Source organism: Jiella avicenniae, from assembly GCF_021390325.1.
GTDB lineage: Bacteria > Pseudomonadota > Alphaproteobacteria > Rhizobiales > Rhizobiaceae > Jiella > Jiella avicenniae.
In genome coordinates this window covers 1-21,254 of sequence record NZ_JAJUWU010000005.1, presented here as the reverse complement: position 1 = coordinate 21,254, position 21,254 = coordinate 1, and the positions used below count along the sequence as shown (strand labels likewise).

Genomic DNA, 21,254 nt, shown 5'->3' with positions numbered 1-21,254 from the left:
CTTCGCCGAGCGATGCGTCGACATTACTGCCCGGCGAGTGAAGGTGAGAACACGGTTGCGTCAACGGCGGAAGCGATGGGTTCCGCCGCCTCAGGCGGCCCGGCGCATCTGCGAGCGGATCGCCTGACCGCTCTCGTCGAAGAGGCGCATCGCCTCCGGCCTCGCGGTGAGGCCGATCCTCGTTCCGCGCTCCATGGCGACCTCGCCCGGCAGCTTGGCGACGAAGGGCTCGTCCGCCCGGCCGATGTCGATATAGACCAGCGTCACCTCGCCGAGCGATTCCGTCAGCACCACCGTGCCGCGGAACGGCGCGGCTCGATCGTCGGAGACGGAAAGGTCCTCCGGCCGGATGCCGAGATGGGCGGGCTTGCCCTGCAGCGAGCCCGGTGTCGCGACCGGCAGATCGACCGTCGAGCCGCCCTGCGGCACGACGCGGGTCGTCGCGCCGGCGCTCTCGATCGTCGCCGGCAGGATGTTCATCGAGGGCGAGCCGAGGAACTTCGCGACGAAGAGATTGTCGGGGGAATTGTAGAGCTCCATCGGCGAGCCGACCTGCTCGACATGGCCCTTGTTGAGGACGACGATCCGGTCGGCCAGCGTCATCGCCTCCACCTGGTCGTGGGTGACGTAGATCATCGTCGTGCCCTCCATCCGCTCGTGCAGACGGGCGATCTCGATGCGGGTCTGGACGCGCAGCGCCGCGTCGAGATTGGAGAGCGGCTCGTCGAACAGGAAGACCTGCGGATCCCGGGTGATCGCCCGGCCGATGGCGACGCGCTGGCGCTGGCCGCCGGAGAGCGCCTTGGGGAGCCGGTCGAGATAGGGCTCGATCTGCAGGATGCGCGCCGCTTCTCGCACCCGCCTGTCGATCTCCTCCTTGCCCGTCCCCTTCTCCAGCGTCAGGCCGAAGGCCATGTTGTCGTAGACGGTCATGTGCGGATAGAGCGCGTAGGACTGGAACACCATGGCGATGCCGCGCTGCTTCGGCGTCAGCGCGTTCACCACCCGCCCGCCGATCTCCAGTGTCCCGCCGGTGATGTCCTCCAGTCCGGCGATGACGCGCAGCAGCGTCGACTTTCCGCAGCCGGACGGGCCGACGAAGACGACGAACTCGCCGGCCCGGATGTCGAGATCGATGCCGTGCAGCACCTCGACCGAGCCATAGGCCTTCCTGACCTTGGTGAGCTTCAGATTGGCCATCAGATCCTCCCAAATCCGTGGGCGCCCGGTGAAAGCGCGCCGATGAAACCGTCGTGGTCGCCGAGATGGATGCCCGCCCCCTCGCGCCGGCCGGCAAAGCCGTGGCCGTCGAGAGCCTGCGGGTCGAGCCCCGCCGGCAGGTCGAAGCGCACCGGTTCTTCCCCGAGATTGAAGACGCAGAGGAGCCTTTCGCCGGGACCTTCCTCGCCCGATCCGACGTCCCGGACGAAGGCGAGGACGCCTTCGGGAGCGTCGAGAAAGGTGATCGCTCCCCTGCCGAGCGCCGGATGGCCCCGGCGGAAGCCGATCAGCCGGCGATAGAAGTGGAGCAGCGAGCCGGGATCGGTCTCCATCGCGTCGACGGCCCGGGCGGCATGCTCGGACGGCACCGGCAGCCACGGCCGCGCGGCGGAAAAGCCGGCATGATCCTCTCCCGCCTCCCACGCCATCGGCGTGCGGCAGCCGTCGCGGCCCTTCACCTCCGGCCAGAAATTGATGCCGTAGGGGTCGACGAGGTCCTCATAGGCGATGTCCGCCTCCGTGAGCCCCAGTTCCTCGCCCTGGTAGAGGCAAACCGAGCCGCGAAGCGTCATCAGGATGCCGGCGGCGAGGCGCAGCGTCTTCTCGGTGTCGCGGCCGCCGGCGGTCCAGCGGCTGGCGTGACGCTCGACGTCGTGGTTGGAGAACGCCCAGCAAGCCCAGCCGCCCGGCCCCGCCTCTTCGAAGCGCTCGATGGTCCGCCGGATCGCGGCCGGAGACGGCATGTTGCCGGAGAGGAAGTCGAAGGCGTAGCACATCTGCAGGCGATCGGAACCGGTGGTGTATTCGGCCATCAGCTCGACGCCGCGGATCCGCTCGCCGACCTCGCCGACGGCCATCGCGCCGTATTCGTCGAGCAGAGCCCGCAACTCGCCGAAGAAGGTCAGCACCTCCGGCCGGTTCTTGTCGTGGACGTGGTCCTGGAAATTGTAGGGCTGGTTGCGCGAGGCCATCACCTCGGACCGAAGCTCTTCGCCCAGCGGCGGATTGTCCCGCAGCGCGGCGTCGTGGAAGTAGAAATTCGCCGTATCGAGCCGGAAGCCGTCGACGCCGCGCTCGAGCCAGAAGCGCACGTCGTCGAGCAGCGCCCTGCGGACCGCCTCGTTGTGGAAATTGAGGTCCGGCTGCGAGGCGAGGAAGTTGTGGAGGTAATATTGCCTGCGCCGGGAGTCCCACTCCCAGGAGGTGCCGCCGAAGACCGAGAGCCAGTTGTTCGGCGGCGTCCCGTCGGGCCTCGGATCCGCCCAGACATACCAGTCGGCCTTGTCGTTGTCCCGGCAGGAGCGGCTCGTCACGAACCAGGGATGGAGGCTGGAGGTGTGGGACAGCACCTGGTCGATGATCACCTTCAGGCCCAGACGGTGGGCCTCGGCGACGAGGGCGTCGAAATCGTCGAGCGTGCCGAAGATCGGGTCGACGTCGCGGTAGTTCGCGATGTCGTAGCCGAAGTCCTTCATCGGCGAGGTCATGAAAGGCGAGATCCAGATCGCGTCGACGCCGAGCGAGGCGACGTGGGCGATGCGCCGGGTGATGCCGGCGAGATCGCCGATGCCGTCGCCGTTCGAGTCCTGAAACGAGCGCGGATAGATCTGGTAGAGGACGCAGCCGCGCCACCAGTCGGCCTCGCGCCGAAGGTCGGCGGCATTCGAAGAAGTGGGGAAGCCGTTGGTCCCGTCGTCCAAGTCGCGCTCCATCAGGCGGCGACCTCGAAGGCCGCATGGTAGGTAATCTCGCCGCGTGGCGCCGGCGGGATGAAGACGAGGCGCTGCACGTACTCGCTCGGCAGACCGCGATAGGTGAGCGCCGGGTCGCTCTCGAAGCCGAAGCGCGAGTAGAAGGCCGGGTCGCCGAGAAGAACGCAGCCCTTCGCTCCTCTCTCCTTCAGCCTGCGCAGACCATCGCTCACCAGCGCCGTGCCGATCCCCCGGCGCTGGAGCTGCGGCCAGACGGCAACCGGGCCGAGGCCATACCAGCCGCTCTCGCCGCTCGCGACCGAAACGGCCGAGAAGGCGATATGGCCGAGGATGCCGCCATCCTCGTCGACGGCGACCAGCGAAAGGGCCATGGCCGAGGCCTCCCGCAGTCCATCCACGATCGCCGCCTCGGTCTGGTCGCTGTGCGGGGCATCCCGGAAAGCCGCCTCGATCAGGGATCGTACCACCGCATGATCGGCGGGCGTCTCCGGCCGGACATGAGGATCGGTCTCCATCCTCACCCCTTCACGCCGCCGGCGGTGAGGCCGGAGATGATCTTGCGCTGGAATATGAGGACGAGGACGATCAGGGGAACCGTGACGATCACCGAGGCGGCCATGATCGTCCCCCATGGGATTTCCTGCTCGGACGCGCCGGAGAGCAGCGCGATCGCCACCGGGACCGTGCGGGTGGCATTGTTGGAGACGAAGGTCAGCGCGAACAGGAACTCGTTCCAGGCGGCGATGAAGGCAAGGAGCCCGGTCGTCACCAGCGCCGGCCACATCAGCGGCAGGAAGACCCGCATGACGATGGTGAACGGCGAAGCACCGTCGACGATCGCCGCCTCCTCGATCTCGATCGGCAGGTCGCGCATGAAGGTGGTCAGCACCCAGACGGTGAAGGGCAGGGTGAAGATCATATAGGCGAAGATCAGCGAGAACAGCGTGTTGTAGACGCCGGCCCAGCGGACCATTTCGAACAGGCCGGCCAAGACGGCGATCTGCGGGAACATCGACACGGCGAGGATGGTCAGAAGCAGAAGTCCCCGTCCGGCGAAGTTGATGCGCGACAGGGCATAGGCCGCCGTCACCGCCAGAAACAGCGAGATCGCCACGACCACCACGGCGAGGATCACCGAATTGAGGATGTTCGTCGGGAAGACGCCGTTGGTGAGGACCCCCTCGTAATTCGCCAGCGAGAAGTCGACCGGCAGATAGTTCACCCGGAACAGCGCCGTGCCGGATTTCAGGCTGGTGAGGATGGCGTAGTAGAACGGAAAGACCGAGAACAGGACGATGAACACGACGAGGGCATAAAAGCCTGTGCGCTTGACCGCGTAAGGCATCTCACTTCCCCCTGCCGCCGAGATCGAGCCGGGCGATCTTGATGTAGAACAAGGTGATGAAGGCGATCACCAGGAACAGCAGCGTCGAGGCTGCCGAGCCATAGGCGAATTTGTCGAACTGGAAGAGATTTTCCTGGGCGAAGACCGACATCGACTTCGTCTGGGTGTTGTTGGGCGTCAGCACGTAGATGAGGTCGAACACCCGCAGCGCGTCGAGGGCGCGAAAGATCACCGCGACGAGGATCGCCGGGCGGATCAGCGGCAGCGTCACCTTCCAGAACACCTTGACCGGATGAATGCCGTCGATCTTCGCCGCCTCGTAGACGTCGCCCGGCACCATCTGCAGACCGGCGAGGATCAGGAGCGCCATGAAGGGCGTCGTCTTCCACACGTCGACGATGATCACCGCCCACATCGCCGTGTCGGGGCTGGCCGTCCAGGCGACGGGGGTGGAGATGATGCCGATCGCCATCAGCATGTCGTTGAGGATGCCGAACTGGTCGTTCATCATCCAGGCCCACATCTTGGCCGAGACGATGGTCGGGATCGCCCAGGGGATCAGGACGGCGGCCCGGACGAAGGCGCGGCCCTTGAACTCGGCATTGAGGACGAGGGCGAAGACGAGCCCGAGCACCGTCTCGATCACCACGGAGATCACCGAATAATAGACGGTGTTGTAGACGGCGTTCCACCACTGCGGGTCGAACAGCAGGCCGAAATATTCGCCCTCCCCGTCGCCGTAGTCGACATATTCGTAATAGTTGCGGAGCCCGACGAACTCGGCACCTTCCAGATCGGAGAGGCTGGCATTGGTGAGCGAGAACCAGATGGTCTTCAACAGTGGCCAGCCGGCCACCAGGGCGAGCACCAGAAGCATCGGCGCGAGGAACATCCAGGCGGACCGAAGCCTCTGCCGGGAAAGATCGGAGCGCGGTCGGGCCCCTGCCCGCTCGGTTTCGAGAGACTTTTCTGTCGGCGGCACGCCCGCCTGAACGTCGGCCATGATCTCCTCCCCGTCGGATGCCGCGATCGCGCCCGCCCTGTCGGCCGTCTCCGGTCTCGAGCCCGTCGCGGTCGTTCCATGCGCCGTCGGCCGAACGCCCTGCGGCTGCCGAGGCCAAGTGGCGAGGCGCGGGACCTCTCGCGAGCCCCCGCAGCCTCAGGCGGGGATCACTCCCAAGCGCTGCGCTTCAGCCGGCGCAGTCGCTTTTCCAACTGGTCGAGATTGTCGGCGGCCGTGCCGCGCCCGGACAAAGTCTCGTTGACGGCGGTCCAGAACTCCTTGGAGACCTCGTTGTACTGCTTCTTCGTCGCCGCGGACGGCCGCGGCACGGCGTTTTCGACGACCTCGCCCCAGGAGGCGACGATCGGCTGCGCCTCGGCGATCTCCTTGTCGTCGTAGAGCGCGGGAATGGTCGGCAGACGCGAGGAATTCATCGCCCGCTGTTTCTGGGCCTTCTCCGAGCCGAGGAACTTGACGAGTTCGATCGCCGCGTCCTGGTGCTGGGAATATTTCGATACGGCGAGATTCCACCCGCCGAGGCAGGCGGCGGACTTGCCGCCCTCGCCCGCCGGCAGCGGCACGACGTCGAACTTGCCCTTGACGGCGGAGTCCTCGCCCGCCGAGAGGGCATAGGCATAGGGCCAGTTGCGCATGAAAACGGCGTTGCCCGTCTGCCAGACGCCGCGGGCCTCCTCCTCCTTGTAGGACAGGACGCCTTCCGGCGCGATCGTTCCGACCCAGCCCTTGGCCATGTCGATGGCCGCGGCGGCTTTCTCGTTGTTGATGGTGATCTCGCCTTCCGGCGAAACGATCTGGCCGCCGCCGTTGGAGGCCACCCATTCGAGCCCGTCGCAGGTGAGGCCCTCATAGGGCGCGCCCTGGAAGACGAAGCCGTTCAACTGGGAATTGCCGGCCTCGCGCTCCTTGTCCTGGATTTCCTTCGCCGTCTCGGTCAACTCGGCCCAGGTCTTCGGCGGCTCCTTGCCGTATTTCTCCAGAAGGTCGGTGCGATAATAGAGCGCCGGCGCGTCGGTATACATCGGGAAGGCGACGAGCTTGCCGTCCACCGTCTGGGACTGGATGATCGACGGGTTGTGCTTGGGGATCTCGTCCTTCATCGCCTCGGTGAGGTCGACGAAGCTCGCGGCGAGCTGCGGCGCCCAGATGACGTCGGTACGATAGACGTCGACGTCCTGATTGCCGGCCGACAGCCAGAGCCGATACTGGCCGAACTGGTCTGTCGTCGACGCCGGCATTTCGACGAGCTTGACGGTATGGCCCGTCTCCTTCTGGAACTCGTCGAGCTGCATCCTGAGTTCGGAGATGTCCTTGCCGATCGAGCCGGCGACGAGCGCCAGTTCCTCGGCCCGGGCGGCCCCACCGGAGATCAGCGCGATTGCGGCCACGGCAGCGGCCATGTTGCGGAATTTCATCCGACTTCCTCCCATCGTCGTCGTCGATGCGACATGCCGGTGCGTCTTTTCGACGTCTTCGAGCCAGCGGCTCCACCACTCCCATGGCCGGCGCCGCATCGCATCCCGTTCTGATGGAATGCTAGCCGAACAAGTCCGAAAGGCAAGTTTCGAAGAGGAAGTAAGTTGCCGGCAGCAGAAGCGACGCGGGCAAAATGCGCCGGGCCGCGCCCGGCCGCGAGCCGGCGATGGCGCAGCGGCGCCGTGCTTTTCGACGACGCCGGACCGTCGGCGGGAGCCGCGAAAGCCGGCCTGGCAACCGGCGGATCAGACCGTCAGGTGCTTGCGCACCTCCGGGTCGTCGAGGCCCTCGGCGGGGCCTTCGAAGACGATCTCGCCGCGATCCATGACATAGACCCTGTCGGCGAGTTCGCGGCAAAAATCGAGATACTGTTCGACGAGCAGGATGGCGATGCCGGAATTGTCCTTGAGGAAGCGGATCGCCCGGCCGATGTCCTTGATGATCGAGGGCTGGATGCCCTCAGTCGGCTCGTCCAGGACCAGCAGCCGCGGGCGGGTGACCAGCGCCCGGCCGATCGCCAGCTGCTGCTGCTGGCCGCCGGAGAGGTCGCCGCCGCGGCGCGAGAGCATGCCCTTGAGGACGGGAAAGAGTTCGAAGACGTGATCTGGGATCTGCCGGTCGGAGGCCTTCAGCGGCGCATAGCCGGTCTGGAGGTTCTCCTTCACCGTCAGAAGCGGAAAGATCTCGCGGCCCTGCGGCACGAAGCCGATGCCACGGCGCGCCCGCGCATAGGGCGCCTCGCGCCCCATGACCTCGCCGTCGACGGCGATCTCGCCGCGGCGGATCGGCTGCTGGCCGACGACGGCGCGCAGCAGCGAGGTCTTGCCGACGCCGTTCCGCCCGAGGACGCAGGTGATCTCGCCGCTTTTGGCGCCGATCGAGACGTTCCGGAGCGCCTGGGCGGCGCCGTAGTAGAGATCGACGTTGGAGACGGTCAGCATGGGGTCGGTCCTTCCGCAGTGCCGCCGGTTTTCGACCTCGGGTCACGCGATGCCTCGCCGGTCGTCATCCCGGCCTCGAGCCGGGATCCATTCCAAGTCCCGGCCGCGACCACTCCGGAACCGAATTTGATGCGCGACACGCCGAGGCATGGATCCCGGCTCGAGGCCGGGATGACGAAGCTGTGGCGAAGGCGCCCATCCGGCATCGTGGTAGGAGCAAGCGTCATCGTCCGAGATACACCTCGATCACCTTCGGGTCGTTCGATACCTTGTCGAGCGAGCCCTCGGACAGCACCGAGCCCTCGTGCAGACAGGTGACCTTCACGCCGAGCGCCCGCACGAAGCTCATGTCGTGCTCGACGACGACGACCGAGCGGGTCGCGGCGATCTCGCGCAGGAGCCGGGCGGTCTCCTCGGTCTCGGCGTCGGTCATGCCGGCGACCGGCTCGTCGACGAGAAGCAGCTCCGGGTCCTGGGCGAGCAGCATGCCGATTTCGAGCCACTGTTTCTGGCCGTGCGAGAGGTTGGCGGCGAAGGTCTTCCGCTTGTCGGTCAGCCGCGTCGTTTCGAGGATCGCCTCGATCCGCTCGCGCTCGGCCTCGTCCTTGCGGTGGACCAGCGCTTCGAGGACGGAGCGGGGGCCCGACAGCGACAGCCGGATGTTGTCTTCCACCGTGTGGCTCTCGAAGACGGTCGGCTTCTGGAACTTGCGGCCGATGCCCATCGAGGCGATCGCCGCCTCGTCGTGATGGGTGAGATCGACGTCGCCGTTGAAGAAGACCTCGCCCCTGTCCGGCCGCGTCTTGCCGGTGATGATGTCCATCATCGTCGTCTTGCCGGCGCCGTTCGGGCCGATGATCGCCCGCATCTCGCCCTTCTCGATCACCAGCGAGAGGTTGTTGATCGCCTTGAAGCCGTCGAAGCTCTTGGTGACGCCGCTCAGATAAAGCAGCGTGTCGCGCCGGGCCCTGCCCTCCGCTTCCGCGGCGAGACGCCGCTCGCGCATCAGCGCGGCGTAGGGATGCGGCGAGACGTCTGGCTCGCGATGGCTGCTTTCGGCCTGCGGGCCGGCGGGCCCCGGTTCGACCACGGCGCGTTCGCCGGGCCCACGCGATCGTTCCTCGACCGGCCGCGGGCCGGCCGCTTCCGCCGCATTCCGGACCGGTTTTCCAGGACCGCTCCCCTGCGGCGTCGTCAGTGTGTGCACGTCGCCCGCGACCTTGCCTGCCACTTTCGTCTCGACCATCCTCGCCTACTCCGCCGGATTGGGGACGGCGCCTGCCGCCTCGCCCTTTTCGGCGTCGCGCGCCCGGCGGGTCGCCCGGAAGGCGTCGAAGCCGTGATCGATGGTGCCGACGATGCCGCGGGGAAGGAGCAGCGTGACGAAGACGAACAGACCACCCAGCAGGAACAGCCAGGTTTCGGGCCATACCGTGGTGAAGATGGTCTTGCCGTAATTGACGAGCAGCGCGCCGAGGACGGGGCCGATCAGCGTGCCGCGCCCCCCGACCGCCGCCCAGATCACCACTTCGATCGAGTTCAGCGGCGAGAACTCGCCCGGATTGATGATACCGACCTGCGGCACGTAAAGCGCGCCGGCGACACCGGCCATCACACCCGAAACGGTAAAGGCAAAGAGCTTCACATATTCCGGTCGCCAGCCGATGAAGCGGGTGCGGCTTTCGGCGTCGCGAACCGCGATCATCAGCTTGCCGAGCTTCGACCGGGTAATCCAGCCAACCAGAAGCACGCCGATCGCGAGGGCGACGCAGCTTGCCGCGAACAGCGCCGCGCGCGTCGATACAGCCTGGATCGGAAAGCCGAGAATGTCCTTGAAGTCGGTCAGACCGTTATTGCCGCCAAAGCCCATGTCGTTTCGGAAGAAGGCGAGGAGCAGCGCATAGGTCATCGCCTGGGTGATGATCGAGAGATAGACGCCGGTGACCCGCGACCGGAAGGCGAAGAAGCCGAAGACGAAGGCGAGCAGGCCCGGGACCAAAACGACCATCAGACAGGCGAACCAGAACTGGTCGAAGCCATACCAGTACCAGGGGAGTTCCTTCCAGTTCAGGGAGACCATGAAATCCGGCAGGACAGGATTGCCGTAACCGCCCCGCGCGCCGATCTGGCGCATCAGATACATTCCCATGGCATAGCCGCCCAGCGCGAAAAAGGCGCCGTGGCCGAGCGACAGGATGCCGACATAGCCCCAGACGAGATCAAGTGCGAGCGCGAGGAGCGCATAGCAGACAAAGCGACCCCAGAGCTGCACGGCATAGGACGGGACATGCAGTGGATGGTCCCGCGGAAGGCCGAGATTGGCCATCGGAACGAGGACTGCGGCCGCGAGGATAACCGCAACCAGGATCCAGACGCGGGGGCCGAGGAAGCGGGCGAGGATCATCGCGCGGCCTCCGTCCACCAAGGCGAAACGGCAGGACGCCGAGTTCTGCGATTGGCCTGATCTCCCCCCTTGAGGGGGAGATGCCTGGCAAGGCAGAGGGGGGTGCGGCGTGCGCCTTGGTTCTCGAATGGGGAAACGCCTGCGCGTGGTATACCCCCCTCTGGGCTGCCGCCCATCTCCCCCTCAAGGGGGGAGATCAGCCAGTTTCCGCCGCGGCGGCCGATCGGAAGTGAACTCGAAAACAGGCCGATCATGCGTCGACGAACCTCCCCTTCTGGGCGAAGAGGCCCCGGGGGCGCTTCTGGATGAACAGGATGATGAGGACGAGGACGACGATCTTGCCGAGCACCGCCCCGGCATAGGGCTCGAGGAACTTGTTGACGACCCCGAGCGACATCGCCCCGACCAGCGTGCCCCAGAGATTGCCGACACCGCCGAAGACCACGACAAGGAAGGAGTCGATGATGTAGCTCTGCCCGAGGTTGGGCGAGACGTTGTCGATCTGGCTGAGGGCCACCCCGGCGATGCCGGCGATGCCGGAGCCGAGCGCAAACGTCATGGCGTCGACCCAGGGCGTCCGGATGCCCATCGCCGCCGCCATGCGGCGGTTCTGGGTGACGGCGCGCATCTGCAGGCCGAGCGGCGTCCGGTTGAGGACGGCGAGCAGCGCCAGGAAGACGACCAGCGCGAAGACGATGATCCACAGCCGGTTCCAGGTCACCGACATCAGCCCGACGTCGAAGGCGCCGGACATCCAGTCCGGATTGCCGACCTGCCGATTGGAGGGGCCGAAGATGGTGCGCACCGCCTGCTGCAGGATCAGCGAAACGCCGAAGGTCGCGAGCAGCGTCTCCAGCGGCCGGCCGTAGAGAAAGCGGATCAGCCCGCGTTCCATGACGAGACCGACGGCGCCCGACACGAGGAACGCCAGCGGCAGGGCGATCGCCAGCGACCATTCGAACAGTCCCGGCGCGTTGTTGCGGATGAATTCCTGGACGACGAAGGTCGTGTAGGCGCCGAGCATCACCATTTCGCCATGGGCCATGTTGATGACCCCCATGACGCCGAAGGTGATCGCCAGCCCGATCGCCGCCAGAAGCAGCACGGAACCCAGCGACAGGCCGTACCAGACGTTCTGCATCTGGTTCCAGAAGGCGATGTTGTTCTGGATGGCGACGATCGCCGCCTCGGCCGCCTGCCTGGCCACCGGATCGTCGGTCGCACCGGCGAAACGGATGAGCATGGTCAGGGATTCCCGGTCGGCGCGACCGGCCAGAACCTTCGCCGCCGCCGCCTTGTCCTCGGCCGGAAGATCCGAGGCGAGAACGGCGCTGGCGCGGGCTTCCTCCATGCGGGCCTTGACCGCCGCGTCCTCCTCCGCCGCGATGGCGGCATCGAGCGGTCCGATCATCTCGGGATCGGCCTCGGAGAAGAGCGTGCTGGCGGCGCGCATGCGCTGGGCCGGGTTGTCGGCCCGGAGCGTCAAGGTGCCGAGGGCCCCGGTCACGGCATTGCGGATCGAATTCTTCACCCGGACCTTCTGGAGATCGCCGCTCGGCACGGTGCCTGCGCTTGCGCCGGTGATCGGATCGAAGATCTCGTAGTCGCCCCCCTTGCGGGTCGCGACGAAGACCGCCTCGTCGCTCTCCCGCCAGTAGAGATCGCCGTCACGCAGCGCCCTCAGCGCCCGGGCGACGCGCTCGTCGCCGGTGGCGGCGAGTTCGGCGATGACCGCCTCGGTCGCGTCGAAGCTCTGCTTGCCGCCGAACTTCTGAACGATGGCGGCGGGATCCGCCTCCGCCTGCTGTGCCGCCGCCGGACCGGGGCCGAACAGCAACACGGCAAGACTGAGGAGCAGCCACGGTATCGCTCGGTTCATGTCGTCTCACACGATCCTTCGCGGCCGCGAAACGTCCGGCCACAGGCAATGAATGGGAAGGGCGGAGCGGCCGAGGGCCACCCCGCCGTCGCTGCTCGGGAGGCAGGCTTGATGCTTTGCGAGCGCAGCGTTCGATACGCCCTGGCTGCGGCGGACTGCGGCGGGAGAAAACCGCAATCCGCCCCACCGGGTGCCGGAGCACGATCCTTGCGGAGAGCCCGGTGCCAGAGCTCTCCGGATCGCGCTCGCGGCGCGTCTCAGTTGGACGTCGCGGCGTCGCCGAGGCACTTCTTCGCCTCGGTGTCGTAGTTGCCGCATTTCAGGTCGACCCAGTCGGCCTCGAGCTTCTTCGATTCCGGCAGGAAGTCGGACCAGGCGTCGCCCGGCACGAGATCGTCGGTCTCGGAGACGACGTCGAACTGGCCCTCGTCGTTGATCTCGCCGATCAGCACCGGCTTGGTGATGTGATGGTTCGGCAGCATCTTCGAGGTGCCGCCCGTGAGGTTGGCCTGCTCGATGCCCGGCAGGGCGTCGATCACGGCGTCGGCATCGGTGGTGCCGGCCTTCTCGACCGCCTTCACCCACATGTTGAAGCCGATGTAATGGGCCTCCATCGGGTCGTTGGTGACGCGCTCGTCATTGCCGATGAATTCATGCCACTTGGCGATGAACTCCTCGTTCTCCGGCGTGTCGACGGACTGGAAATAGTTCCAGGCGGCGAGATGGCCGACCAGCGGGCCGGTGTCGATGCCGGCGAGTTCTTCCTCGCCGACCGAGAAGGCGACCACGGGAATGTCGGTCGCCGCGACGCCCTGATTGGCGAGTTCCTTGTAGAAGGGAACGTTGGCGTCGCCGTTGACGGTGGAGACGACGGCGGTCTTCTTGCCGGCCGAACCGAATTCCTTGATGCGCGAGACTTCCGTTTGCCAGTCGGAGAAGCCGAAGGGCGTATAGTTGACGATGATGTCCTCGGCGGCGACGCCCTTGTCCTTGAGATACTGCTCGAGGATCTTGTTGGTGGTGCGCGGATAGACGTAGTCGGTGCCTTCCAGCACCCAGCGCTTCACGCCTTCGTCCATCAGATAGTCGACCGCCGGGATCGCCTGCTGGTTCGGGGCGGCGCCGGTGTAGAAGACGTTCCGCTCGGACTCCTCGCCCTCGTACTGGACGGGATAGAAGAGGATCGAGTTCAGCTCCTTGAACACCGGCAGCACGGACTTGCGCGACACCGAGGTCCAGCAGCCGAAGACCGCCGCGACGTCGTTCTGGCTGATCAGCTCACGAGCCTTTTCGGCAAAGAGCGGCCAGTCGGAAGCCGGGTCGACGACCACCGCTTCCAAGGGCCGGCCGAGCACGCCGCCCTTCTTGTTCTGCTCGTCGATGAGCATCAGCATGGCGTCCTTGAGGGTCGTCTCGGAGATCGCCATCGTGCCGGACAGCGAATGGAGGATGCCGACCTTGATCGGCTCGCCCGTCGGCGCCTGGGCGTAGCTTCCGGTGACGCCGAACGCGGCGATCGTCGCCGCCGCGGCCGTCTTCTGCATCCATCTCATGGCTGATTTCATCATGACCTCCAGTCGTCGCACGGGCCGTTCTCCGGCCTCGGGGAGGTCAATGAGCAAAGCCCGTGCCAGACTTGACTCGACGGGAGGTCAGAGCGGCAACTTCGCCCGAAAGGGTGCTATTGGCGCCGTGGAGCGAGGATGACGCCGCGACCCTTGCGCGAACGGGGGACGAAGGGATGCGTTGAAAGTCGGCACTGCGATGAAACTCTGTGCAATTCGCGCGCAAATGCACAAGAATTCCGCAGTTGATCACGCCGCGGCTGGCGCCGCGGCGACCCGGCGCCGCCCCGACATGCAACGGCCCGTCACGCAGGCTCGATCGCCTCCAGCGCCAGCTTCGCCAGCACCGGCACGTTGCGGCCGTAGACCTGTGCCTTTTCGGGGTTCGACGCATTGCCGTCGGCGTAGCGCTTGTAGACCCCCTGCAGAATCGCCGCGAGGCGGAAGAAGGAGAAGGCGAGGTAGAAGGTCCAGTCGTCGACCCCGTCGAGACCGCGGCGCTCGCAGTAGCGTGCGACGTAGTCCGCCTCGCTCGGAATGCCCCGCTCGGCCCGGTCGACGCCGCCGAGACCCTTGAAGGTGCCGCGATTGGGCAGGCGCCACTGCATGCACTGATAGGCGAGATCGGCGAGCGGGTGGCCGAGGGTGGAAAGCTCCCAGTCGAGAACGGCGAGGATTTCGGGCCGGTCCCTGGCGAAGATCAGATTGTCGAGGCGATAGTCGCCATGGACGAGGGTGGTGACGCCGTCGTCGGCGGGCAGATTGTCCTCCAGCCAGTCGATCAGCCGGTCCATCTCGGGAATGTCGTCGATCTTCGACTGACGCCACTGTTCGCTCCAACGCGACAGTTGCCGGTAGAAATAATTGCCGGGACGGCCGAAATCGGCGAGACCGGCCCGCTCGAGATCGACGGAATGGATCGCGGCGAGGGTTCCGTTCATGGCGTCGAAGATCGCGGCCCGCTCCGCAGGATCCTCGGCCTCCGGCAGTGCAGGATCCCAGAAGATCCGGCCGTCGACGTGCTCCATGACGAAGAAGGCCCGACCGATCGGCGACTCCTCGTCGCCGGCGAGGTGCAGCATCGCCGGAACCGGCACGTCGGAGCCGGCGAGCGCCGCCATCACGCGGAACTCGCGATCCACCTGATGGGCGGATTTCAAGAGCTTGCCCGGCGGCTTCGCCCTGAGCACGTAGGTGCCGCTCTCGGCGTCCAGCCGATAGGTCGGGTTCGACTGGCCGGACTGGAATTTCACGATCTTTTCGAGGCCGGCAAAGCCGTCGATCGCGCCCTCCAGATAGGCGGCGAGCGCGTCCTGATCGATCGGATCCGCTTCGCTGTCAGCCATGATCGCCCTTCTCCCTGCTCAGACGCCGTCCCGCCCGGCAATCCTCGGCTTTGCCGGACTCGTGATCAGTCTCCCGGCGGCGTGATCACAGTCAGGGTGATCCACTCGGCCGTCAGCGCCGGCTTCACGGCCCCTTCGATCTCAACGGCGGCGTCCCACGTGGTCTGCAGGCTGACGGCGCGCTCGGTGAGGCCGACCATCCGGAAGCGGCCGCGAACCCTCGATCCCGCCTTCACCGGGTTCAGGAAACGGATCCTGTCGAAGCCGTAGTTCATTCCCATGCGCATGCCCTCGACGCCGGGAATCGCCTCGTAGGCGAGGGTCGAAAGCAGCGAGAGCGTCAGGAAACCGTGGGCGATCGTCCCGCCGAAGGGCGTCTCGGCCCGTGCGCGCTCCGGATCGACATGGATGAACTGATGGTCGTGGGTGGCGACGGCGAACCGGTCGATCATCGTCTGGTCGACGGTGAGCCACGGCGAGAACGAGGGCTCCGCCTCCAGCAGCTCCCGATACCGCGCGAGCGGCACCATCCGCTCGGCGATCAGCGCCTCCGTTTCGGCCACCGAATTCAATGCCATCAATCTTCCCCGAACAGCTCCGGTCCCGTCATCGTGCCGATGCCGCCGTCGATGGGCAGGATGGCACCGGTGATATATGCGCCGGCCCGTCCGCAAAGGAACAGGGTCGCACCGGCGATGTCGTCCGGAAGGCCGATCCGGCCGAGAGGAACGCCGCGGCCGACCTTCTCGGCCTTTTCGTCGGTGCCGGTGGCGAAGGCGGTCATCTTCGACTGGAAGGGCCCGGGCGCGAAGGCGTTCACGGTGATGCGGCGCGCGGCGAGTTCCTTCGCCAGCGACCGGGTGAGATGATGCACCGCCGCCTTGGAGGCGGCGTAGGAATAGACGTTTTCCGCCAGCGGCTGGGCGCCCATCACCGAGCCGAGATTGACGATGCGGGCCGGATCGTCGTCGCTGGCCGAGGCTTCGAGCAGCGGCAGCAGCGCCTGGGTGAGCAAGAACAGCCCGACCACGTTGACCGACAGCACCCTGTTCCAGGCCGAATAGGGAAACTCGCCGAGCGGCGCGCCCCAGGAGACGCCGGCATTGTTGACGAGAACGTCCAGCCTGTCCGTCCGCTCGCCGATCGCCTTCGCCAACGCGGCGACGCCCTCCTCGCTGGAGACGTCGCCGGAAAGCGCCATGACCGTGCCCGGATGACCCTCGGCGCCGATTTCCTCCGCCGCCGCCTCGCAGGCTTCGAGCTTGCGCGAGGCGATGTGGACGGTCGCGCCGGCAGCGACGAGCGCCGTCGCGATCATCCGGCCGATGCCGGTCGCCCCGCCGGTGACGAGGGCGGTCTTGCCGCGAAGCGAGAACAGTCGTTCGAGGATGGGATCGGCCATGCGGACAGCCTTCCTTGCTGGCGTTCGTCCGGCATCTAGGGCCGGTGGGCCGCAGCCCAAGGCGCCGGCGCCCGGCTTTCGCCCCGATCGCTCGTTTGACACCGCGCGAAGTTGCATGTCCCATCCTCGACGACGCCGCCCGACGCAACGGGCGGCGCCGTCGAGGATCGGTCGATGCCGGAGCGCGAGAGACGAGACCAGGACCGGCCCCGCCGGCGACCGCCGCGGCGGGAGCGGGACTTCGCCGCGATCCGCGGCGGCGAGGACGCGGCGTTGCGCCGCCGCATCCTTGCGGCGGCGGCCGAGATCTTCGCGGCCCGCGGCTATGCCGCCGCCTCGATCGACGAGGTGGCGAAAAGCCTCGGAGCCACCAAGGGCCTCGTCTATCATCGCTATCGCTCGAAGGGCGAGCTTCTGGCCGATCTGTGCGAAGACGGCCTCGCGCGCCTTGCCGCCCGCACCGACGAGATCGCCGGCCGCCGCGAACGGGCGATCGCCCGTCTGACCGAAGCCGCGAACGTCCATTCCGCCGCGGTGCTGGCCGACATCGCCCTGCATCGCACGCTGGCGGGGGCGACGTCCGGCATGGCCATCGCCACCCTCGGTGCCGGCGAGGCCGAGGCGATCGCCGGCATTGCCGAGAGGCGCCGACGCTACGACGCGATCTTCACCCGGCTGATCGCCGAGGCGGTCGAGGAGCGCGACCTGCCGACCGGCCGCGACACGGCCATGCTTGGCCGGATCTTCGTGACGGCGCTCGACGCGCCGATCCTCTGGCCGCACGACACGATTGCCGAACTTGCCGACCGACGCGGTTTGATCGCCCGGCAGTTGGCCTATTTCGCGCTTCGGGGGATCGGAGCGTCCGACACGACGCTGAGGGAGGAGTTTTCACGATGACGGTTTCGCCACAGGCAATGGATCTCGGCCTTTCGGAGCGGCTGAAGCCAATTCACGCCGCGGTCCGCGACATGGTGCGCGACGAGATCGCTGCCGCGAGCGAGGAATTCCTCGCCGAGGTGCCGAAGGACGGCCGCTTCGTCTACACGCAGCGCCAGCGCGACATCCTGGAAGGTCTGAAGGCGGCGGCGAAGAGCCGCGGCCTGTGGAACTTCTGGCTCACCGCCTCGGCGCGCGGCTACGGCCTTTCGACGGTCGAATATGCCTATCTCGCCGAGGAGATGGGCAAGGCGCATCTCGGCGCCGAGACCTTCAACTGCTCGGCGCCCGACACCGGCAACATGGAGGTGCTGGAGCGCTTCTGCACCGAGGAGCAGAAGGCGCCCTGGCTGCCGCGCCTGCTCGAGGGCGAAATCCGCTCGGCCTATCTGATGACCGAGCCCGGCGTCGCCTCCTCCGACGCGACCAACATTTCCATACGCTGCGTCGCCGACGGCGACGACTACGTGCTCGACGGCGAGAAATGGTGGGCGTCCGGCGCCGGCGATCCGCGCTGCGCCGTCTACATCGTCATGGCGCGCACCGGGGGCGACGACCGTCCCAAGCATGGTCGCCATTCCATGCTGCTCGTTCCCGCCGACACGCCGGGGATCGAAGTGCTGCGCGCCATGCAGGTCTTCGGCGACGACGACGCGCCGCACGGCCACATGCACATCCGCTTTACCGGCGTCCGGGTGCCGAAATCGGCGATGATTCTCGGCGAGGGCCGCGGATTCGAGGTTGCCCAGGGGCGCCTCGGGCCGGGGCGCATCCATCATTGCATGCGGGCCATCGGCCAGGCGGAACTCGCCCTGGAGATCTTCTGCCGGCGGGCGCTTTCCCGCGAGGCCTTCGGCAAGAAGCTGGCCGAACTCGGCGAGAACTACGACGTCGTCGCCAAGGCCCGGATGGACATCGAGATGGCACGCCTCCTGTGCCTGAAGGCCGCCTGGATGATGGACCAGGGCGATCCCAAGGCCGCGGCGCCATGGATCTCGGCGATCAAGGTCGTCGCCCCGAGCGTCGCCATCGACGTGGTCGATCAGGCGATCCAGCTGCATGGGGCGACCGGCATTTCGCAGGACACGCCGCTCGCGCGGATGTGGACCCATGTGAGGACGCTCCGCCTCGTCGACGGGCCGGACGCGGTCCATCGTCGCCAGGTCGCCCGGTGGGAGTTGAGCAAATACTGAGGTCGCTTCGACGGCCTCCCCGCCCGGCGATCGGGCGTCCTCACGGGGAATTCATCGTCCCGCCGCGCAGGTCCGGTAACGGCCGGCTCGCGCGCCGCGAAGCCCGTCGCGAACGCCGATTTGCGCGTTCGCAACGGAGAACCAACCATGCGCAAGTTCATTCTCGCCGCCCTCGCCGCGACGGCGCTGTCCGCTCCCGCTTTCGCCCAGGACACCATGAAATCCGACACGATGAAATCCGATGCGATGTCCTCGGATTCGATGTCTTCGGACGCGATGCACTCGGATTCCATGTCGCCCGACGGCATGAAGTCCGACGCCATGGCGATGGAAGGCGACATGATGACGATGATGAAGTCGGGCCAGGTCATGGCCGTCATGCCGGACGGCCACATGGGCACGACGTCATCGTCGGACGACGCGATGATGGCCAACATGATGAAGCACGGCAAGCCGGTCGAGCACTGCATGCTGTTCATGACCGGCGAGGACGGCAAGACGATGATGATGGAGGCGACCGCCTCCGCCACCATGCAGGAATGCGAGAAGATCGCCAAATGAGCCATGGCGGAGCCGCCGCCCGCCGGCGGCTCCGCCATGAATTCGGGACGATGCGGCTCACGGGGCGCCGGCCTCCAGGCCCGATCGAAGCCCTGAACGGGATGGCCCGAGCAGCGCTAGAGCCGTCGTCTTGCGCTTTTTCGCGACGCAATATACGCCTCGCCCATGATCTTCGCATCCGACAACTGGTCCGGCGCCCACCCCGCCATCAACGAAGCCCTCGCCCGCCACGGCGAAGGCATGGCCAGCGCCTACGGCACCAGCGACCTCGACAAGGCGGTCGAAAAGCGCTTCGACGAGATCTTCGAGCGCGAGGTGGCGGTGTTCTTCGTCGGCACCGGAACGGCGGCGAACTCGCTGGCGCTCGCCTCGGTCAACCGGCCGGGCGGCGTCGTCCTCTGCCATCGCGAGGCGCATGTCGTCGAGGACGAGTGCGGCGCGCCGGAATTCTTCACCCATGGCGCCCGCATGGCCCCGGTCGACGGGCCGAACGGCCTGATCGACCCGGCGAACCTCAGGCGCGAGATCGCCCGCTTCAAGCCGGGGCACGTCCATGCCGGACAGCCGATGGCGGTCTCGATCTCGCAGCCGGGCGAGGCCGGTACGCTCTACGGCGCGGACGAGATCGAAGTGATCGCCGGCATCGCCCACGAGCGCGGCCTGACGCTGCACATGGACGGGGCACGCTTTGCCAACGGCCTCGTCGCGACCGGGCTCTCGCCGGCCGAAATGACGTGGAAACTCGGCGTCGACATCCTCTCCTTCGGCGCCACCAAGAACGGCTGCTGGTGCGCCGAGGCGATCGTCGTCTTCGATCCCGAAAAGGCGACCCAGTTTCCCTACATCCGCAAGCGCGGCGCGCAGCTCTTTTCCAAGACGCGCTTCGTCGCGGCGCAATTCATGGCCTATTTCGAGGCCGGCCTGTGGCTCGACATGGCCGGCCACGCCAACCGGATGGCCGACCGCCTGCGCGCAGCGCTTTCCGCGTCCAACGCGGCGCGCGAGGCCTGGCCGACCCGCAGCAACGAGGTCTTCGCCATCCTGCCGAAGGATCTGGCGACACGGATGCAGGCGGCGGGCGCCGTCTTCTACGAATGGAATCCGCCCCATTCGATGCCGGATCTCGTCGCCGAGGGCGAAACGCTCGTCCGCCTCGTCACCAGCTGGTCGACGCCGGAAGCGGACGTGGAGCGGTTCGCGAGCTTCCTTCGGTAGATCAGACGCCGTGAATTGGGACACGACCTGCTCCGCCTTCTTAAGGCTTCGTCGCTGATAAAAAAATTACGAGGTCGGCTGACTTTGCCGCCCGTCGAATATTGTTTTTGCACACCTCCACATAGAATTGCGACTATCTACATATTTCTAAATAAACCAATTATCGGAACAAAAAATTAAAACAAAATTTTTTTATTAATTTAATATATACCCCATTTATTTTCTATATTGCAATACGACATCAAATAAGATGCCTCAATAGGCTTCATGTAATATTCTTTAGAAACCTTTATAATCATTTGAGAGTAGTTATTCATAAAAGAGCGGTATCGATATTCATATAAGCTGCAATACGACACATCCCTACATCCACCCATTTCCATACATTTTGAAAGCATCGTGAAAGATGACGATGTCTCTATAATATTGTTGAATATATCTTTGTTCTCCTCCAAAAATAGTATTTCTGGTGTGTTGTTATGGATATCTTTTTTTCTTTTTCCAATATTTGAAATTGGTGAGACATTTTTCTCTAGAAAATCTAGCGTCTCCTTGCGATTTATGGTCCCCAACAGCAATCTTCTCCGAAAATCTGTTCTAATCAATTCTCTTGAGATTTCTTCTTTCAGATTTTTTTCGATGAATTCTATATAGTTTGAAATTGTAAAACGATTTGCGGTCGATATTGCCCCTAATATTACAACAATAATGCCTATGGTCGAAATTGTGGTTTGTATTATTTCTTTGTTATTTATTATAATGTGAATCCAAGATTTTTCCTTTTTTATGAACCCTCCCTTTCTGATACTTTTCAGGTCGGAATTTGTATTCACACACCCCCTCCTATCGGCAAGCGCCGTTGTCGAGACAGTCGTCCGGGCAACAAAATTGCGGGTCCGACATGTTCACGTAGTCGTACTTGCCGTCCTTCCACTCGTAGACGACGTAGCCGGGCAGCGTGACGTCGCCCTTGTCGTCGAAGGAGAGGTCGCCGATCACGGTGTCGAAGGTGCCTTCGTCGAGCGCCTTGACGA

General features: G+C 65.5%; 17 protein-coding genes and 2 pseudogenes. 4 read left to right on the top strand and 15 right to left on the bottom strand.

Features of this window, described 5'->3' with window-relative positions:
* Positions 1 to 90: 90 nt before the first annotated feature.
* From LZD57_RS06475 to LZD57_RS06410, 14 genes are all read right to left on the bottom strand, one after another.
* Positions 91 to 1,200 carry an ABC transporter ATP-binding protein gene (locus tag LZD57_RS06475; protein ID WP_233718665.1) on the bottom strand — a complete coding sequence of 370 codons (1,110 nt, stop codon included), beginning with the start codon at positions 1,198 to 1,200 and terminating at the stop codon, positions 91 to 93.
* Positions 1,200 to 2,921 carry an alpha-glucosidase family protein gene (locus LZD57_RS06470; protein ID WP_233718663.1) on the bottom strand — a complete coding sequence of 574 codons (1,722 nt, stop codon included), beginning with the start codon at positions 2,919 to 2,921 and terminating at the stop codon, positions 1,200 to 1,202. Before LZD57_RS06470 ends, LZD57_RS06475 begins: the two co-directional genes overlap by 1 nt.
* Positions 2,922 to 2,932: 11 nt before the next feature.
* On the bottom strand, positions 2,933 to 3,448 hold the full coding sequence (locus tag LZD57_RS06465) for a GNAT family N-acetyltransferase (RefSeq protein WP_233718661.1): 516 nt from the start codon (positions 3,446 to 3,448) through the stop codon (positions 2,933 to 2,935).
* Between the two features lie 2 nt (positions 3,449 to 3,450).
* Positions 3,451 to 4,278, bottom strand: coding sequence for a carbohydrate ABC transporter permease (locus LZD57_RS06460; protein ID WP_233718660.1), 828 nt, complete (start codon positions 4,276 to 4,278; stop codon positions 3,451 to 3,453).
* 1 nt (position 4,279) lies between these two features.
* Positions 4,280 to 5,281 (bottom strand): carbohydrate ABC transporter permease, encoded by a 1,002-nt coding sequence (locus tag LZD57_RS06455; RefSeq protein WP_233718658.1) that lies wholly within the window; start codon positions 5,279 to 5,281, stop codon positions 4,280 to 4,282.
* 167 nt (positions 5,282 to 5,448) lie between these two features.
* Positions 5,449 to 6,714, bottom strand: coding sequence for an ABC transporter substrate-binding protein (locus tag LZD57_RS06450; RefSeq protein ID WP_233718656.1), 1,266 nt, complete (start codon positions 6,712 to 6,714; stop codon positions 5,449 to 5,451).
* 306 nt (positions 6,715 to 7,020) lie between these two features.
* Positions 7,021 to 7,716 carry an urea ABC transporter ATP-binding subunit UrtE gene (gene urtE / locus LZD57_RS06445; RefSeq protein WP_233718654.1) on the bottom strand — a complete coding sequence of 232 codons (696 nt, stop codon included), beginning with the start codon at positions 7,714 to 7,716 and terminating at the stop codon, positions 7,021 to 7,023.
* 223 nt (positions 7,717 to 7,939) lie between these two features.
* On the bottom strand, positions 7,940 to 8,722 hold the full coding sequence (gene urtD / locus LZD57_RS06440) for an urea ABC transporter ATP-binding protein UrtD (protein ID WP_233718801.1): 783 nt from the start codon (positions 8,720 to 8,722) through the stop codon (positions 7,940 to 7,942).
* Positions 8,723 to 8,968: 246 nt separating this feature from the next.
* Entirely contained in the window at positions 8,969 to 10,120 is a 1,152-nt protein-coding gene (gene urtC, locus LZD57_RS06435; RefSeq protein WP_233718653.1) for an urea ABC transporter permease subunit UrtC, read from the bottom strand.
* Between the two features lie 250 nt (positions 10,121 to 10,370).
* Positions 10,371 to 11,999 (bottom strand): urea ABC transporter permease subunit UrtB, encoded by a 1,629-nt coding sequence (gene urtB, locus LZD57_RS06430; RefSeq protein WP_233718651.1) that lies wholly within the window; start codon positions 11,997 to 11,999, stop codon positions 10,371 to 10,373.
* Positions 12,000 to 12,256: 257 nt separating this feature from the next.
* Complete coding sequence (urtA, locus tag LZD57_RS06425) at positions 12,257 to 13,564, bottom strand: urea ABC transporter substrate-binding protein (protein ID WP_420844757.1); 1,308 nt, start codon at positions 13,562 to 13,564, stop codon at positions 12,257 to 12,259.
* 305 nt (positions 13,565 to 13,869) lie between these two features.
* Positions 13,870 to 14,910 (bottom strand): phosphotransferase family protein, encoded by a 1,041-nt coding sequence (locus tag LZD57_RS06420; protein WP_233718649.1) that lies wholly within the window; start codon positions 14,908 to 14,910, stop codon positions 13,870 to 13,872.
* Positions 14,911 to 14,975: 65 nt separating this feature from the next.
* A complete protein-coding gene (locus tag LZD57_RS06415) occupies positions 14,976 to 15,488 on the bottom strand; it encodes a MaoC family dehydratase (protein WP_420844756.1) in 513 nt (170 codons plus the stop codon).
* Positions 15,488 to 16,312: an SDR family oxidoreductase gene (locus LZD57_RS06410; protein ID WP_233718647.1), complete on the bottom strand. Its 825-nt coding sequence runs from the start codon at positions 16,310 to 16,312 to the stop codon at positions 15,488 to 15,490. Before LZD57_RS06410 ends, LZD57_RS06415 begins: the two co-directional genes overlap by 1 nt.
* Before the next feature lie 174 nt (positions 16,313 to 16,486).
* Here LZD57_RS06410 and LZD57_RS06405 point away from each other — a divergent pair, with 174 nt between their 5' ends.
* From LZD57_RS06405 to LZD57_RS06390, 4 genes and pseudogenes are all read left to right on the top strand, one after another.
* Entirely contained in the window at positions 16,487 to 17,212 is a 726-nt protein-coding gene (locus LZD57_RS06405) for a TetR/AcrR family transcriptional regulator (RefSeq protein WP_233718646.1), read from the top strand.
* Between the two features lie 17 nt (positions 17,213 to 17,229).
* Positions 17,230 to 18,444 (top strand): acyl-CoA dehydrogenase family protein, encoded by a 1,215-nt coding sequence (locus tag LZD57_RS06400; protein ID WP_233718795.1) that lies wholly within the window; start codon positions 17,230 to 17,232, stop codon positions 18,442 to 18,444.
* Positions 18,445 to 18,591: 147 nt separating this feature from the next.
* Positions 18,592 to 18,810: pseudogene (locus tag LZD57_RS06395) on the top strand (pentapeptide MXKDX repeat protein); the annotation flags it as partial.
* Between the two features lie 360 nt (positions 18,811 to 19,170).
* Complete coding sequence (locus tag LZD57_RS06390; RefSeq protein ID WP_233718644.1) at positions 19,171 to 20,220, top strand: threonine aldolase family protein; 1,050 nt, start codon at positions 19,171 to 19,173, stop codon at positions 20,218 to 20,220.
* An 843-nt stretch (positions 20,221 to 21,063) separates the two neighbouring features.
* Here the strand turns inward: LZD57_RS06390 and LZD57_RS06385 are convergent.
* Positions 21,064 to 21,254: pseudogene (locus tag LZD57_RS06385) on the bottom strand (hypothetical protein); the annotation flags it as partial.

What these genes read in the sequence shown, in the direction of transcription:
- urtE (WP_233718654.1), bottom strand. Translation starts at nt 7,716, where the DNA reads ATGCTGACCGTCTCCAACGTCGATCTCTACTACGGCGCCGCCCAGGCG.
- LZD57_RS06410 (WP_233718647.1), bottom strand. Translation starts at nt 16,312, where the DNA reads ATGGCCGATCCCATCCTCGAACGACTGTTCTCGCTTCGCGGCAAGACC.
- LZD57_RS06405 (WP_233718646.1), top strand. Translation starts at nt 16,487, where the DNA reads ATGCCGGAGCGCGAGAGACGAGACCAGGACCGGCCCCGCCGGCGACCG.
- LZD57_RS06465 (WP_233718661.1), bottom strand. Translation starts at nt 3,448, where the DNA reads ATGGAGACCGATCCTCATGTCCGGCCGGAGACGCCCGCCGATCATGCG.
- LZD57_RS06390 (WP_233718644.1), top strand. Translation starts at nt 19,171, where the DNA reads ATGATCTTCGCATCCGACAACTGGTCCGGCGCCCACCCCGCCATCAAC.
- LZD57_RS06455 (WP_233718658.1), bottom strand. Translation starts at nt 5,281, where the DNA reads ATGGCCGACGTTCAGGCGGGCGTGCCGCCGACAGAAAAGTCTCTCGAA.
- LZD57_RS06460 (WP_233718660.1), bottom strand. Translation starts at nt 4,278, where the DNA reads ATGCCTTACGCGGTCAAGCGCACAGGCTTTTATGCCCTCGTCGTGTTC.
- LZD57_RS06400 (WP_233718795.1), top strand. Translation starts at nt 17,230, where the DNA reads ATGGATCTCGGCCTTTCGGAGCGGCTGAAGCCAATTCACGCCGCGGTC.
- urtC (WP_233718653.1), bottom strand. Translation starts at nt 10,120, where the DNA reads ATGATCCTCGCCCGCTTCCTCGGCCCCCGCGTCTGGATCCTGGTTGCG.
- urtD (WP_233718801.1), bottom strand. Translation starts at nt 8,722, where the DNA reads ATGCGCGAGCGGCGTCTCGCCGCGGAAGCGGAGGGCAGGGCCCGGCGC.
- urtA (WP_420844757.1), bottom strand. Translation starts at nt 13,564, where the DNA reads ATGAAATCAGCCATGAGATGGATGCAGAAGACGGCCGCGGCGGCGACG.
- LZD57_RS06415 (WP_420844756.1), bottom strand. Translation starts at nt 15,488, where the DNA reads ATGGCATTGAATTCGGTGGCCGAAACGGAGGCGCTGATCGCCGAGCGG.
- LZD57_RS06475 (WP_233718665.1), bottom strand. Translation starts at nt 1,200, where the DNA reads ATGGCCAATCTGAAGCTCACCAAGGTCAGGAAGGCCTATGGCTCGGTC.
- LZD57_RS06450 (WP_233718656.1), bottom strand. Translation starts at nt 6,714, where the DNA reads ATGAAATTCCGCAACATGGCCGCTGCCGTGGCCGCAATCGCGCTGATC.
- LZD57_RS06420 (WP_233718649.1), bottom strand. Translation starts at nt 14,910, where the DNA reads ATGGCTGACAGCGAAGCGGATCCGATCGATCAGGACGCGCTCGCCGCC.
- urtB (WP_233718651.1), bottom strand. Translation starts at nt 11,999, where the DNA reads ATGAACCGAGCGATACCGTGGCTGCTCCTCAGTCTTGCCGTGTTGCTG.